This is a genomic window from Legionella santicrucis (genome assembly GCF_001468135.1).
GTDB lineage: Bacteria > Pseudomonadota > Gammaproteobacteria > Legionellales > Legionellaceae > Legionella > Legionella santicrucis.
The window spans coordinates 529387-545813 of sequence record NZ_LNYU01000091.1; the positions used below are offsets into that span (position 1 = coordinate 529387).

A 16427-nucleotide genomic window follows, 5' to 3' on the forward strand; every position below is an offset into this window, starting at 1 on the left:
ATGTCAGAACAAGTCGCGTTAAATCCTTCTGAAATCAGCGAATTAATCAGAAAGAAAATAGAACACTTTAGTGTAGTATCCGAAGCACGTAATGAGGGTACGATTGTTAGTTTGAAAGACGGTGTTGTAAGTTTGCATGGTCTTGAAGATGTAATGGCTGGTGAAATGATAGAATTCCCAGGCGGTACTTACGGTCTGGCCCTTAACCTTGAAAGAGATTCAGTAGGCGCGGTTGTTCTAGGTGAATATTCTTCTTTAGCTGAGGGACAAAAAGGTAAATGTACTGGTCGTATTCTTGAAGTTCCAGTTGGAAAAGGTCTTCTAGGTCGTGTTGTTGATGCATTAGGAAATCCAATTGATGGTAAAGGACCAATTGAAGCATCCGGTATGTCACCAATCGAAAAAGTTGCTCCTGGCGTTATTGCACGTAAATCAGTGGATGAACCAGTACAAACTGGATTAAAAGCAATTGATGCGATGATTCCGGTTGGGCGCGGTCAACGTGAATTGATTATTGGTGACCGTCAAACAGGAAAAACAGCAATTGCAATTGATGCGATTATCAATCAGAAAGGTACCGGTGTTAAGTGTATTTATGTGGCAGTGGGACAAAAAGCTTCTTCTGTTGCGGCAATTGTACGTAAACTTGAAGAACATGATGCTTTAGAGCATACCATTGTTGTCGTCGCTGGAGCTTCTGATTCAGCCGCATTGCAATTTATTGCGCCTTATGCTGGTTGTACCATGGGTGAATATTTCATGGAGCATGGTGAAGATGCTTTAATTGTATACGATGACTTAACCAAACAAGCTTGGGCTTATCGACAAATATCATTGTTGTTGAGAAGACCGCCAGGTCGTGAAGCATATCCAGGTGATATTTTCTATTTACATTCACGCTTATTAGAAAGAGCAGCACGAATTAATGCTGATGAAGTAGAAAAACTGACTAATGGCGAAGTTAAAGGAAAAACAGGTTCATTAACAGCATTGCCAATTATTGAAACTCAAGCAGGTGACGTATCTGCATTCGTACCAACGAACGTAATTTCTATTACCGATGGTCAGATTTTCCTTGATGTGGATTTATTCAACTCAGGTGTTAGACCTGCGATCAACTCGGGTCTTTCTGTATCACGGGTGGGTGGCGCTGCACAAACTAAGATCATGAAAAAGCTAGGTGGTGGAACTCGTTTAGCGCTTGCTCAGTTTCGTGAGTTAGAGGCATTCTCTCAATTCGCTTCCGACCTTGATGATGCAACACGAAAGCAATTAGAGCGTGGCCAACGAATTACCGAACTTATGAAACAAAAACAATACTCGCCATTATCCGTTGCAGAAATGGGCACAGCATTGTTCATCGTAGAAAAAGGTTATTTGGATGATGTGCCTGTAAATGAAATCGCAGCATTTGAAGCCTCATTGCATGACTACATGCGTACGTCACATCCTGACCTGTTGCAGTTGATTAATGAAGCTGGCGGTTATGATAATGACATTGAAATGAAATTGAAGAATGCTGTAGAAGACTTTAAACGTACAGCAAGTTGGTAAGTCAATTTTAAGGCGAAATGAGATATGGCTGGAGCAAAAGAAATCCGTTCGAAAATCTCGAGTATTAACAAAACTCGAAAGATTACTCGTGCGATGGAAATGGTAGCAGCAAGTAAAATGCGCAAAACTCAAGAGAGAATGCGCGCATCTAAACCTTATGCGAATAAGATCTATGCGGTGGTAAAACACATTGCTCGTGCACACTCAGAATATAGACATCCGTTTATGAGTCACCGCGAAATTAATCGCATAGGTCTTATTGTTGTAACTACAGATCGAGGTCTGTGTGGTGGTTTAAACGTCAACTTACTCCGTGAAACGGTTAAAACAATCCGTAGTTGGAAAGAGCAGGGAAAAGAAGTAGATCTTGCTGTTATTGGTCGTAAAGGACAGGCATTTTTCAAGCGTGTTGGGAGTAATGTTCTCGGTTCAAAAGATCATCTAGGTGATACACCTAGCATTAATGACCTTATTGGTATTGTAAAAGTAATGCTGGATGCATTTAACAATGGCACTATTGATGCATTGCATATCGTATACAATGAATTTGTGAACACCATGACACAAAAGCCTGTGGTGAAGCAACTATTACCATTGCCAAAATCAGAAGAAGACAGTAAGACAATGGGGCATCATTGGGATTATATTTATGAACCTGATGCTAAAGAGTTACTGGATAATCTTTTAGAACGTTATATCGAATTACAAATTTATCAAGCTGTAGTTGAAAATATTGCTTGTGAACAAGCGGCTAAAATGATTGCGATGAAAAATGCAACAGAAAACGCTGGTGATTTGATTAAAGAATTTCAATTAGCTTATAACAAAGCTCGACAAGCTGCTATTACACAAGAATTGGCAGAAATTGTCGGTGGCGCAAGCGCTTTATAAGAGGGTATAAAATGAGCTTAGGAACTGTAGTAGAAATTATTGGCGCGGTTGTGGACGTAGAGTTTCCCCGTGATAATGTCCCTAAAATTAATGATGCATTGAAACTTGTTGATGGTGATCTGGTCTTTGAAGTACAGCAACAATTAGGTGATGGTGTTGTTCGTACTATTGCCATGGGAACAACGGATGGACTTAAGCGCGGATTAAAAGCTGAAAATACAGGTGATCCTATCCAAGTCCCTGTTGGTAAAAAGACTTTGGGACGGATTATGGATGTTTTGGGACGTCCAGTTGATGATGCAGGTCCTATTGGTGCTGAGGAACATTGGTCTATTCACCGTAAGCCACCCTCGTACGAAGATCAAGCAGGTAGCCAAGAGCTACTTGAAACAGGTATTAAGGTTATTGATTTACTTTGCCCATTTGCTAAAGGCGGTAAAGTAGGTTTATTCGGTGGTGCCGGAGTAGGTAAAACCGTTAATATGATGGAATTAATTCGTAATATCGCGATTGAGCACAGTGGATATTCAGTATTTGCGGGTGTGGGAGAGCGTACTCGTGAAGGAAATGACTTCTATCATGAAATGAAAGATTCTAATGTATTGGATAAGGTATCACTAGTTTATGGCCAGATGAATGAACCACCAGGTAACCGTTTACGTGTTGCGTTAACTGGTCTTACTATGGCTGAAAAATTCCGTGATGAAGGTCGTGATGTATTGTTATTCGTTGACAATATCTATCGTTATACGCTCGCAGGGGTTGAAGTATCTGCGTTGCTGGGCCGTATGCCTTCTGCAGTGGGATATCAACCGACATTGGCGGAAGAAATGGGTATGTTACAAGAACGTATTACTTCAACAAAAACCGGTTCTATTACCTCAATTCAAGCTGTTTATGTACCAGCAGACGACTTAACTGATCCATCACCAGCGACAACATTTGCTCACTTAGATGCTACAGTCGTATTGTCACGTCAAATTGCAGAGCTGGGAATTTATCCTGCGGTCGATCCATTAGATTCAACCTCACGTCAATTAGATCCACTCATTGTGGGACAAGAACATTACGATACAGCCCGTCGTGTACAACAGACATTACAACGATATAAAGAACTAAAAGATATTATTGCAATTCTTGGTATGGACGAGCTTTCTGAAGAAGATAAGCGTGTTGTAACTCGTGCACGTAAAATTCAAAGATTTTTATCACAACCATTCTTCGTTGCAGAAGTCTTTACTGGTTCTCCAGGAAAATATGTCTCTTTAAAAGATACGATTAAAGGCTTCCAAGGCATTCTTGCTGGTGAATATGATGATTTACCAGAGCAAGCATTTTATATGGTTGGTAGCATTGAAGAAGCGGTTGCTAAAGCTAAAACCCTATGAGGTAAGCAAATATGACTAGAACAACGCACTTAGATATAGTTAGTGCTGAACATGAAATATTTTCCGGTTTAGTTGAAATGGTTGTTGCAACTGGAGAATTAGGTGAGATAGGTATTACAGCTGGTCATGCCCCTCTACTTACTGTTCTGAAACCAGGTGAAGTGAGACTTACTTTACCTGGCGGTAGCCAACAAATTTATTATGTTCAGGGCGGTATGCTGGAAATACAACCTAATTATGTTACTGTTCTTGCCGACGAGGTTGAGCGTGCTGATCATCTTGATGAAGCAGCTGCTCTTGCTGCAAAAGCTCATGCTGAAGCAGCAATGGCTAATAAAGGCGGTGAGATGGATTATTCTGTTGCTGCTGCTGAATTAGCACGAGCAGTTGCTCAAATTCGTGCGATTCAAAAAGTTAGAAAAATAGTGAAGTAATTATTCATTTCTTCTCACATTGTTATGGAGCTTCTTTTATCATTAATTATTGAGAGAAGCTCTTATTCATCAAAATCCTCTTGTATTGCGTTATCCACTAAGTCCTTTCTACGCAAAGCGTAAGTAAAGTAAGGCGAAGGATATATCAAACATAATTGAGCCGAACGAGCCTGCAGCGATGTATAGAACTTGGTTGGGTGCGCTATAGTTCAAAACCGCATTGTTCAGAGAGTTAGAAACTTACCTTGTTGGCTGTTTAAACATTTATTGCATTCAAACTCACATTAAAATCATATCCATATTAATAGATAAATAGTCACAATGATTGACCTAGCATGCAATTGCATTGCATTAATTCAAACTATATACTTCGCACGGTTTATAGTTTTATAGGAGTATATTTTGGGAATTTTACAGCAAATTAGAAGTGATGCTAATTTCTTGAGGAACTTAATTGATACATTAAGAAGTGATTGTACGACAGTCACTAGCAATGGAATTCGCTTAACAGGAGAAGCTTTAGAGAAAGCATTAGCAGCTGCCAGAGCAGGAAATCGCGCTGAATTGAAAAAGCTAGATTTGATCCTTGAGTCGGGTATTATTCCTGAGAAATACTACTCAATAATTACTAAGCAAACATATTATCCCTCAACAGAAGAACTGCGTCAAAAATCAGAGGCTTTACCACCTGCTAAGCATAGTTTTTTCTGTGTTAAAAGTTCGAGAAAAATAACAGGATTACCTTATTCGAGTTACAAAGTAGTAAGTGATAATGGTAGTTCAATACTTAATTTTTTTATGGAGCATAAAGATGATAAAAGCTACCCCAGAGGGGGCTTTGGAAAAATTAAGAAGGGTAGCTTAGAATTATCGGTATTTGAGCCAAAACTGGCCATAAAAATCTACCATAAAGATATGTTTTCTGGAAATACTATCCACGAATTACGATTGGCGATGCGGGCAGCTTATTGCTCCAAGCAATTTGGACGACAAGGGTATGCATTTCGAAGAAATAGCAAACAATATATGGTTACTGAATGGTTACAAGGAGTTAATCTCGATATTGCAGATCAGCAACAAATACAATCTATGCCTATTCCTCAACGTATCGTTATGGCAATTTCATTACTTAGAGAACTTAGTATTTTACATAAACAAGGTTTAATTCATAATGATATAAAACCAAGTAATGTATTGGTGAATTATGGAAAGCTAAATTTTGTGGATTTAGATTCGATTAGACCCAAAAACGAAATGCCCCTAGTTGGTAGTACTCCTATGTATTCCGAACGTTTTCTTCCCACACCACAAATGAGCTTTGATGTTGCGCATAACTCAAGCGATCTCTATTTGAAATTTGATGAAAAAACCGATATATATGCCATGGGAATTACCTTGGTTCATCTATTTCAAGATATATATATACCCAAAGAAGAGGATCGGGAAATAAAAGTAACAGGCGGTCCTCCTCACACTCATACGTTCAGAACCTACTCTTTATTTCGGGGACCAAAATACAACGAACACCCCGAACTACAAAAACTTCTTAAGAATATGGTATTTCAAGAGCTAGAAGAATTAAGCTCAGTTGATGATTATATTGATGCCTTGAAAAAGATATTACTTACATATCCTAATTATGAGAGATATCTTAACGAAGATAAACTTGCAGGTTTAGGGGCAGAGCTTACTAAGGAAGATGGCGAAAAAGCATTCAAAGATATAGAAATCGAGCTCCTTGGTTATAACCAACGTGTAGAAGCGATTAATACACTAAAATTTTAATTATTTCGGAATGTAAGTAGCAACTGTATTGAATAGTTGCCACTTACTTTTCATAAATGAATTTATATGTATTCATACTATGTTCCTCAACGCAAATTCCTCACAAAATTTCATAGATTATGATTTATTTAGAAACCGATGAATTACTGTTTTATAGAGCATCATTGGGCTATATCAATATTTAAAATGAAGGTACACTAGGGAATCCATATTTTATAGATTACTTAATGGTTGTGGGATGCGTCAGCGATTCTATTTTGTTCTTTTTATAGCCATGAGCTTTTTGATGAGCGAAGCTCTTGCAGCGAAGCCATTTACTTTTAAACAAGCATTAGAAATTGCGTATCGTAATAATCCTGAGTTACAAGCGGAAATAGAGAAAGCACAAGCAATGCGCGGATATTTTATTCAAAGCGGTCTCTACCCTAATCCACAACTTACTTTAACTGCTGAAAATTTCGGGGGCTCGGGTTCTTATTCAAGCTATGAGGCGGCAGAAACTACTGCTTCTGTGACCCAACCCATTCCTTTAGGGAATCGTTTGGCCTATTTGAAAAAGGCAACCTATGCTGATTATTTAGTATCTTTAGCACAAATTCAGGTTCAAAAAGCCACGCTCTATATAACGGTTGGAGTTGCTTATGTTGATGCATTTTATGCAGGGCAATGGCGTCAAGTGACTAAAAAATTAGTTCGCCTTAATCAAGATATTGTGGCTGCTATCGAGCGACGGGTTAAGGCTGGCGCTGGCGCTGAATTGGATTTGCGATTAGCACAAGTTCGTTTAGGCGAGGCGCGTATCCAAGAAAATAAGGCAGTGCGAGATGAGTTGGCGCAAAGGGCTAAATTATCTCGGTTATTAGGTGATGGTTTAAGGATAGAGCGACCGTTGATTGATAAAGGATTTCCTGATGTAGAATTAAAATGGGACGCGTTATTGAAGAAACTACCACAAAGCCCACAACTTCAACAAATGCAATTACAACTCCAAGCCAAACGTTCAACCATTACAGCTGTTAAAAAATCGGTATGGCCTGATTTAAACATCCAACTTGGCGGGCGGCATTTTTCAGATGATGGGAGTAATGCCGCAGTGATGTCTGCTTATGCACAAGTCCCTGTATTTGATCGAAATCAAGGAAAAATTCTGACTGCGGAAGCACAATACACGCAAACGGCCCATGAATACCAAGGAACGCGGTTGGATGTTCGGCAAAACACATATACTCTTTTCTTACAGGCTCAACAAAGCGAGTATGAGGCAACACAAGTCACTCGCTCATTATTGCCTTTAGCGCGTAAATCAATCAAATTGGCTCAAGAAGGTTATCAAATGGGACGCTATACTTATATTGAATTATCCCTCTCCCTTAATACGCTCTATGAAGAAGAGCGCCACTACCAACAAGCCCATGCTGATTACCATAAGGCATTGATTCAACTCACTGGACTTTTAGGGTTGCATCCTACTAAGGAGAGTAAATGAAATTTATAAAAACATTCATTTCCTTTTTATTTCTATTTATTTTTTTATTTGGAACAAGTTCTTTTTCTCTGTGGGCTAGTGAGGATAATCAGGTAATAGAAGAAGACGAGCACCATGAAATTGAAAAAGGACCTCAGGGCGGTCGACTTTTTAAAGAAGGTGATTTGACGCTGGAATTGCTTCTCTTTGAGCGTGGAATGCCGCCTCATTTTCGTGCCTATATGTATCAGAAGGGTAAACCCATTTCTCCTGTTCAAACACAACTGACTTTGCAATTAACCCGGTTTAATCAAAAAAAAGAGGTAATTACCTTTATTCCTGTTGAGCATTTTTTACAAAGTAAACAAGTAATTCAAGAGCCTCATTCTTTTGATGTGTCGCTTAAACTAAGCTATTCTGGAAAATCCTATAGTTGGCATTATTCAACTTATGAGGGGCGAGTAAAACTTGTACCTGCCATGCTTCAAGCAGCAGAAATAAAAACGGTAATAGCACAAAGTCAAACCATTAAAACACAACTCAAAGTAGTGGGAAAAATTACTCCTAATCGCGACACAATGGCTCCTATTTATGCACGTTATTCAGGGATTATTAAATCCATGAACAAAAACTTAGGAGATGAAGTGACTAAAGGAGAGCTATTAGCAATCATTGAAAGTAATGAAAGTTTACAAAATTACAACATCACTGCACCCATTACCGGTACTATAGTGCAAAAGTACGCAACCAATGGTGAGTTAGCACAAAATACTAAACCTATTTATGAAATTGCAAATTTAGACAATGTCTGGGCTGATTTTACGTTATATCGCAAGGAAGCGCCGTTGGTAAAACAAGGGATGAATATTATTGTAATGGGAGATGAGGGAACACCCAAGTCGACCAGTACTATTTCTTATATAGCACCTTTAGGGATCGAAGATACACAAACGACTTTGGCGCGAGCTGTTCTCCCCAATGAAAACCGTCTTTGGCTGCCTGGTATGTATGTAAATGGTGAAATTATAATCAAAGAAAGAATAGTGCCGGTAGCGGTACGAATTTCTGCGCTTCAGCGTATGGATGAACAAGATGTAGTTTTTGTACAACAAGGCGATTATTTTGAAGCAACACCAGTAGCGTTGGGGCAACGAGATGAGCAATGGGTTGAAATACTATCAGGACTTGATGCAGGACAGTGCTATGTGACTAAAAACAGTTTTTATATTAAGGCCGAACTTGGCAAAGAAGGCGCAAGCCACGAGCACTAAGGATCAAAGATGCTGGAAAAAATCATCCACTTTTCTTTAAAACATCGCTGGTTTATCCTGTTGTTTACGCTCATTATTGTCTTACTTGGGATCTACAATTTTCAAAGGCTTCCTATAGATGCGGTTCCTGATATTACTAATGTTCAGGTTCAAATTAATACGGAAGCGTCTGGTTACTCTCCTTTTGAAGTAGAACAACGTATTACTTTTCCCATTGAATTAGCACTGAGTGGGTTACCTAATCTTGATTATACTCGATCTCTATCGCGTTATGGGTTATCACAAGTTACAGTCGTTTTTAAAGACGGGACAGATATTTATTTTGCTCGGCAATTAATTAATGAACGCCTACAAGAGGTTAAAGATAAATTACCGCCCGAAGCAGAAACAACCTTAGGACCCATTTCTACGGGTTTAGGCGAAATTTTTATGTACACGATTACCAATAAGTCGAATGTACCTAAAACTCAACGTCATAATCCCACGGAATTGCGCACGATTCAGGATTGGATTATTAAGCCTCAATTGCGCAATGTAGAAGGTGTTGCTGAGGTCAACACCATTGGTGGTTATGAAAAACAATTTCATGTTACCCCTGATCCGGCTAAATTGGTTCGTTATAATTTAGGTTTAAATGAGGTAGTTGAAGCGCTTCAACGCAATAATGCAAATGTGGGTGCAGGATATATCGAACATAATGGAGAGCAAAACCTTATTCGAGTTCCTGGACAAGTGCAAAACATACCTGATATTGAAAATATTGTCATTGCCAGCTTTGAAGGAACCCCCATACGAATTCGTGATGTGGCTAAGGTGATTTTAGGTACAGAGCTACGCACTGGAGCCGCTACCGAAAACGGCCAAGAAGTGGTATTAGGCACTGTGTCTATGTTGATGGGCGAAAACAGCAGAACTGTTTCCGAACGAGTCGCTGCTAAAATGAAAGCAATCAACAAGTCGCTTCCTGAGGGAGTAGAGGCGACCACCGTTTATAATCGTACGGTATTGGTGAATGCCACGATTAATACGGTGAAAAAGAACTTATTGGAAGGGGCTTTGCTGGTTTGTATTATTCTCTTTTTATTTCTGGGGAATATTCGCGCAGCACTGATTACGGCCATGGTGATACCTTTATCCATGCTGCTCACTATTACAGGTATGGTGACCAATAAAATCAGTGCTAATCTCATGAGTTTAGGCGCACTTGATTTTGGTTTAATTGTAGATGGTGCCGTGATCATCGTTGAAAACTGCATGAAACATTTGGGTGAAAAACAGCATGAAGTACAGCGTCCCTTAATACTTGAAGAGCGTTTGAAGGTAATTGCCTATGCTACTACAGAAGTTATTCGACCCAGCATTTTTGGGGTTTTTATTATCACGGTAGTTTATCTTCCTATCCTTACATTGACAGGTGTGGAAGGAAAAATGTTCTTACCTATGGCTGAAACAGTCATTATTGCCCTTATGGCTTCAATGTTATTTGCATTAACTTTTGTCCCTGCCGCGATTGCAATTTTTTTACGGAGACCAGTACAAGAAAAGGAAAATAAGTTAGTTCATTATATTTCGCAAGCTTATTCACGCATATTACGGTATTGTTTTCACGCTCGGTTAGGGGTTATAAGTGCTGCTGTAGTTTTAGTGATGATTAGTTTTTTAATTGCTTTTCGTATGGGAGGGGAGTTTATCCCGAGCCTTGATGAAGGCGACATTGCGATGCATGCTATGCGTATTCCAGGAACGAGTCTGACCCAAGCCATAGAGATGCAAGACTTGGTTGAGCAACGTGTGCGACAATTTCCTGAAGTCAAAACAGTATTTGCTAAACTGGGAACCGCCGAAGTGGCTACGGATCCCATGCCACCGAATGTTGCCGATACCTTTATTATTTTAAAACCACGAAAAAATTGGCCAGATCCTAAGAAAACCAAACAAAAACTGGTACAAGAAATTGAAGATGCAGTGCAGCAAATTCCAGGTAATAATTACGAATTTACGCAGCCTATTCAAATGCGCTTTAATGAGTTGATTTCAGGAGTGCGTAGCGATGTGGCTGTTAAAGTATTTGGCGATGATATGAATACTTTATTGGCTATTGCTGAAAACATCAGTACTCAACTTAAAAAAGTTCCCGGAGCTGCAGATGTCAAGGTAGAACAGGTAAGTGGGTTGCCTCTGTTGACCGTAGAAATTAATCGTGATGCTTTAGCGCGATATGGCTTACAAATTGGAGCGGTCCAAGATGCCATTGTGATTGCTACAGGTGGAAAAAAAGGTGGAGAGCTTTTTGAAGGAGATAAGCGATTTGATTTAATCGTTCGTTTACCGGAGTCTTTACGCTCAAGCTCTGATGTATTGAGACAGATTTTTATTCCATTGCCTCTTACTAAAGATGGAGCACGTCATTATATTCCTGTAAGTGAAGTAGCCAAAATGGTGCGTAGTGAAAGCCCTAATCAAATCAGTCGTGAGATTGGCAAGCGACGTGTCGTAGTGAGCGCCAATGTTCGTGGTCGGGATTTAAGCTCATTCGTGAATGATGCCAAACAACGTATCGAACAAAATGTTAAAATACCTAGTGGTTATTGGATTACTTGGGGAGGGCAGTTTGAACAATTGCAATCCGCTTCACAAAGGTTACAAATAGTCATTCCTATTACATTACTTGGAATTTTTCTACTGTTGTTTATGAGTTTTGGCAATGTAAAAAATGCATTATTAGTATTTTCAGGTATTCCTCTTGCCTTAACCGGGGGCATATTTGCTTTGTGGAGCCGCGGTATTCCGTTATCGATTTCTGCAGGTGTTGGCTTTATTGCTCTCTCAGGGGTAGCTGTATTAAATGGCTTAGTCATGATTACCTTTATCAACAAGCTCCGGGAACAAAAAAAATTGTATTTAAAGGATGCGGTATTACAAGGTTCTTTGGCACGACTTCGCCCTGTATTAATGACTGCCCTTGTCGCCTCTTTAGGTTTTGTTCCTATGGCTTTGGCAACAGGGACGGGCTCTGAAGTACAAAGACCCTTAGCAACTGTTGTAATTGGCGGTATTATTTCCTCAACGTTTTTAACCTTGCTTGTTTTGCCTGGATTATATTATGTCTTTCATAAACGAAGAAAAGTCCCTAAATAAAGAATAAACACCACCCAAAAAGCAGTTTTTTGTTTTATGCTACGCTAATATCACATTAGTATGTGAGGCCTCTCCTGAATGAAGAGCCCATTATCTCTGTTTTGGAGCTTCTGCTGGTCTGTTAATTCATAGTATGGGTATGTGTCGAACCAAGATCAGTTCTTCCTGTTATCTCATCTATACTTCTTCTATAGACGATTGAAGGAGAAGAGGCTTGGGCTTCTTTTAATAAACTACCAATTCCTGCTTCATTCAGCATTTCTGGTTTCTGTGACCACTTTTCAAGATTTTTAGTAGTGACCAACTCAGGTGGAATTTTGTCAGCTAATGCAACTAATTTTTCATGAACCTCTTCATTGATAATCCCTTCCTTTTTAAATCCGGAAAGAAGTTTCTCATTGACTTCTTTAAACGCTTGAGGAATATCTTCTGTTAAAAGTTTTTGCTTGTCTGTTGATTGAGTAAGTTCTTGGTACTCTAAATTTAAATAGGAGGCTACTTTATTTGCTTCTTCAGGTGTTAAGCGGGCAAAGAACTCAATGGCCTGATCGGTATGACAATGATGAGGTAAATCTCTCACTAGTTTTTGTACTTCCTGATTCGCTATTTTCTTAAATTGCTCTTCTTGAGCAAAAGTAGTAATCAGTTCTAATGGGGTGTTACCACTAGGTTTTTTCAAGTGCACTTCTTGAAGTTGTTGTTGAAATCCTTTTCCCTTGGCAGTAGGTTTAATCGCATAGTTTTCCAATTGACACATGTCTTGAAGTTGCTTTTTAAACCCAATAACTTCTCGCTGCAGTGAACTTTTGAAAAGATTACGTTCTTTTCCAATGTCTGCATCAATTTTATCTAAAACCATGATGGACTTGAGCAGCGAATTAACGACCTCTTCCTTTTTTGCTTTGTCAGGTTCTTTTGCAAGTTTATTCAGTTCTTGGGCAATTTCTTTTAATTGCTGTATTTGTTCATTCCGGACTTCATTCGTCCTTTGAAACCATCTACCATTTTTTTCCCTCTCATAATTGGCTACAGTAGCAGAAAGGCGAGTCGCTATTTGGTTTAGTTCCACCTCAAATAATGGTTTGGAGGACACCTTAGACCAAGTAAGATTCATTAAATTTTCATGATTTACATGGGTTGGAGAAATTAAATTACCAAGTTCTTGCTTTATCTTTGGATTCGCATTTGAGCGTTCAAGCTCTTGTAATATTGCTGCTCCATTACGATTGTATGCAATGTAATTTTGTGTTTCTAGCGTTAGCATTGAATAATTAGGCGCTTGAGATCCGGGTTGTTGTTGTGTTAAATATTCGATTAATTCTTTAGGTTTATTTTCAGCTAAAAGTCTCACTACCTCTGTTTTAAATTGCACTAATTTGTCCTGGCCGACGTCATTTTTATGGCTTAAGTTATTTGAATTGCCATTATGCAATGCCTGAGTATGGTCCTCAAGTACACCTAAGGGGTGCTTACCATCAGTTTGTAGTTTAAAAAAGTCAAGAAAAGAAAGGCTTATTCTATTTTGATGATTAAAAAGAGCTCCTTTTTTACTCGTATCAGCAACGAAGAACTCATCAAAATGAGGGGAATCTTTAATGGTATTATAGTTTTCAGTGAACTGTTTCGTAATTTCTTTTTGCTGTGGTCCTGTTAATGGGGCTTTTAAACCAAGTTGGAGGTGATTTTCATTGATATAATTAAAAATAATGGCTTCTATATCAGCTCCTTTTCCCAGTCCTTCCTTTACATTTTTTGCAATGTTGGTGGCATGAGGTTCTTTATCAAAAAAATCACCGAAATTTGCATCAGATAATTTATTGATTTTACAATATATATTGGCTTCAGCAAGTAAAAATTGAACCTTAACAGACATTCGATCATTATTGCTATTATTAATTTTTGTTCCTTCGCCGTCATAAAATACGCTCACTGAGTCACTTTGTTTCAGCGTCCAAAACTCAGAAGCAGTGGAGGCATCAATAATGGTTTCAATCCAATCTTGAACAGAGCTATCTTCATCTACAAGCATGAGATCCTCTATTAAATAATCGGCAGTAATATTGTCTCCTATGGATATATCTTTATCGATTTTGGCAAGTTCTTTTTGGATAATTTCTTTTAACTCTTGCAGATGCTCTGGTAAATACTTGGAAACTTTAGGTACTTGAGCTAAAATAGCCTCAACAACGCTTTGTTTAAGCGTTTTGGGCGCTTGAATAGGGGATGCTGTTTTAGTAGATTCATCATAAAAAGTAGAGCGCAGACGATAGCCCAAGCCCTCTTTAACCTCACCTACCTTCCCATCTTGTGTCCTATATTTAGATGTATTTCTTTTTATAGAAAATAATGGATCATTAAAACGCGTTAAAGGATCAGTCTCAAAAGGAGACAATCTTACTCCAAAACCATTGGTAGCCGATTTTAAAAGTGCGCTTACTTTTGGAGGAAGAGCCGGATATCTATTATCTCCATTATTTAGGATTTTTAACATATCGATTCCTTTGTCTTTATCATAGTCCTTTTTGAGTACAGTAATTAACTTAATGTATTCTTTCACCTGTATTAATCGTTCTTGTTTAATTTTCAATTGATCCTCAAAAGCAAGGGGAGAAATTGCTTTTTGTTTTTTGATTGCCTGTATGTCTGCTTCCAAAGATTTTGCATATTCCTCAAGATGGTGCTGGGCTGAGTATTTAATGGTGCTGCCATGTTTTGAGCCATGAAAGAAAGTTTTTAACTCTACCCCTGCTTGACAGGTATTATCTAAACCTATTCTCTCTCCGCCGACAAGAGGCAATATTAAATGGACTTTGTTATTCTCATCGATATAAACATAATCACAGCGTTCTGGTTCTTTAAATTTAATAGGATCAGGCATCTTCATCACCCTATAGATCTTAATATATTTTAATTATAGTGCGTTATGGAGATATTTGAGTAAGACTGAGTAAAAAATGGCCATTTTTTTGAGTCGGCAGGTAAATCTTATTTCGCTACTACGATGGTGTCTTTTATGTTGAACTCAGGTTTTTATTGTCAATAAGCAACGATTCTGGGATTAATATTAATTGATCTTTTTCAGCCTTTGAGAGTAAATTTCATATTCATGAGCGTTATATTAATTGGTCATCAGAAGGTTTAGGATAGTCACTTTTTTTCTTATTTACAGAAGATTTTCTATTTTCAATTTCAGAATATAAAACAACCTTATTTCTTCCGTTTGCTTTCGCAAAATATAAAGCTTTATCAGCAGATTCGATTAACTCAGTAGGAGCGCGACCATGAATTGGGTATACAGCGATCCCTATTGAAATGGTAATGGGGCCTACGAGTTGTGCTCCATATTTTATTTGGAGTCGAGAAACGGCCTGTCTGATGCTCTCAGCACGTGCTCTGATCGTTTTTTCATCAGTATTGTAAAAGACCACAATAAACTCCTCTCCACCATAGCGAGCAGCAATATCGCCAACACGAATATCTTCTTGTAATATTTTACCGAGCTCTTTTAAAGCAACATCTCCTGCATCATGACCATAAGTATCGTTTATTTTTTTGAAGTGATCTAAGTCTAACATTAAGAGAGAAATAGGGCTTTTTGTTCGTTCGGATTGGTGAATTTGTTTTAAAAGAAAATCTTCTAAGTAACGGCGATTATATAACCCGGTTAGAGGATCGCGCATTGATTGATAACGGAGGTTTTCTCTTAAGCGTACATTCGCAAATGCTAATGCAGTTAACTCAGAAAAAGCAGTGATTATGAGTTGCTGATTTTGCGAAAATGCAGTCGACGTTTCTTGAGGGATTTCCATGTATAATAAACCGTAAATATCATTTTGAGCCATTAATGGAATACAAAGAAATGATAAAGCGTGTTCGCTGGAAACGTTCACATGGTTGCAAATTAATTCATCATGAGAAGAGCTTACCTGATGCATTCGCCCCAATCGAATTGCCCAGCAATCATTAGGTATAAACGTAGTTTCCTGGGTGTTTGGTGTTCCCCAAGTGGTTGCCATTTCTAAATAGTTTTTTGATGGATGCATGATATATAAATAACCACTTGCAAAATGGAGCATGCGTTGACAATATTTTGTCATTACATTGCTTAATTCTTCCTGAGAGCTGCACGCAAGCATAATATCACTCATCTCAACAAGAAGCGTAATTTGCTCGTTTTTATCTTGCAGTGCTTGCATTCCTGCATTGAGTTTCTCATAGGACTCCTTTAATTCGAGTTGTTCTTGAATATGTTTGGTAATATTGCGAATAATATGTACCGCTCCATTGGTTTCATTATTTTCATTTTTAATTAAACTGGAAGTAATTTCATAAACATTAGGTTCTTTGTTGACCTCAAACTCAATGTTTCGTATAAATTCTCCACTTTTTAGAGAATCGTTCCACTGTTCCATTAATTCAGGACTTACGAAAAACTCATCAAGACAGAAGGATTTTGTAGTTCATTGACAAGATAGTTTTTAAGTAGTCCTTTTTTTATTTG

At 38.4% G+C, this 16427-nt stretch carries 9 protein-coding genes and 1 pseudogene; 8 read left to right on the forward strand and 2 right to left on the reverse strand.

The annotated features are described in order from the left end of the window. The 8 genes from atpA (at window position 1) to Lsan_RS20185 (ending at window position 11926) form a co-directional block, all read left to right on the forward strand. Window positions 1-1554 (forward strand): F0F1 ATP synthase subunit alpha, encoded by a 1554-nt coding sequence (gene atpA / locus Lsan_RS20150; protein WP_058515885.1) that lies wholly within the window; start codon window positions 1-3, stop codon window positions 1552-1554. A 24-nt stretch (window positions 1555-1578) separates the two neighbouring features. Continuing rightward, window positions 1579-2445: a F0F1 ATP synthase subunit gamma gene (atpG, locus tag Lsan_RS20155; protein ID WP_058464258.1), complete on the forward strand. Its 867-nt coding sequence runs from the start codon at window positions 1579-1581 to the stop codon at window positions 2443-2445. A gap of 11 nt (window positions 2446-2456) precedes the next feature. After that, entirely contained in the window at window positions 2457-3833 is a 1377-nt protein-coding gene (gene atpD / locus Lsan_RS20160; RefSeq protein WP_058515886.1) for a F0F1 ATP synthase subunit beta, read from the forward strand. 11 nt (window positions 3834-3844) lie between these two features. Next, window positions 3845-4267, forward strand: a complete 423-nt coding sequence (locus tag Lsan_RS20165; protein ID WP_058515887.1) for a F0F1 ATP synthase subunit epsilon — start codon at window positions 3845-3847, stop codon at window positions 4265-4267. 402 nt (window positions 4268-4669) lie between these two features. Beyond that, a complete protein-coding gene (locus tag Lsan_RS20170; RefSeq protein WP_058515888.1) occupies window positions 4670-6052 on the forward strand; it encodes a protein kinase domain-containing protein in 1383 nt (460 codons plus the stop codon). A gap of 238 nt (window positions 6053-6290) precedes the next feature. Further along, window positions 6291-7538, forward strand: a complete 1248-nt coding sequence (locus tag Lsan_RS20175) for a TolC family protein (protein ID WP_058515889.1) — start codon at window positions 6291-6293, stop codon at window positions 7536-7538. Further along, window positions 7535-8788 (forward strand): efflux RND transporter periplasmic adaptor subunit, encoded by a 1254-nt coding sequence (locus tag Lsan_RS20180; RefSeq protein WP_058515890.1) that lies wholly within the window; start codon window positions 7535-7537, stop codon window positions 8786-8788. The genes Lsan_RS20175 and Lsan_RS20180 overlap by 4 nt, the downstream gene beginning before the upstream one ends. Window positions 8789-8797: 9 nt before the next feature. Next, the gene (locus Lsan_RS20185; protein ID WP_058515891.1) at window positions 8798-11926 is read left to right on the forward strand and encodes a CusA/CzcA family heavy metal efflux RND transporter; all 3129 of its coding nucleotides are present in this window, start codon (window positions 8798-8800) and stop codon (window positions 11924-11926) included. A gap of 121 nt (window positions 11927-12047) precedes the next feature. On the opposite strand, the gene Lsan_RS20190 is transcribed toward Lsan_RS20185, so the two are convergent. Together Lsan_RS20190 and Lsan_RS20195 are read right to left on the reverse strand one after the other, a co-directional pair. Further along, window positions 12048-14804: a hypothetical protein gene (locus Lsan_RS20190; protein WP_058515892.1), complete on the reverse strand. Its 2757-nt coding sequence runs from the start codon at window positions 14802-14804 to the stop codon at window positions 12048-12050. A gap of 235 nt (window positions 14805-15039) precedes the next feature. Then, window positions 15040-16344 (reverse strand): annotated as a pseudogene (locus Lsan_RS20195) (GGDEF domain-containing protein); the annotation flags it as partial. Between the last annotated feature and the right edge of the window lie 83 nt (window positions 16345-16427).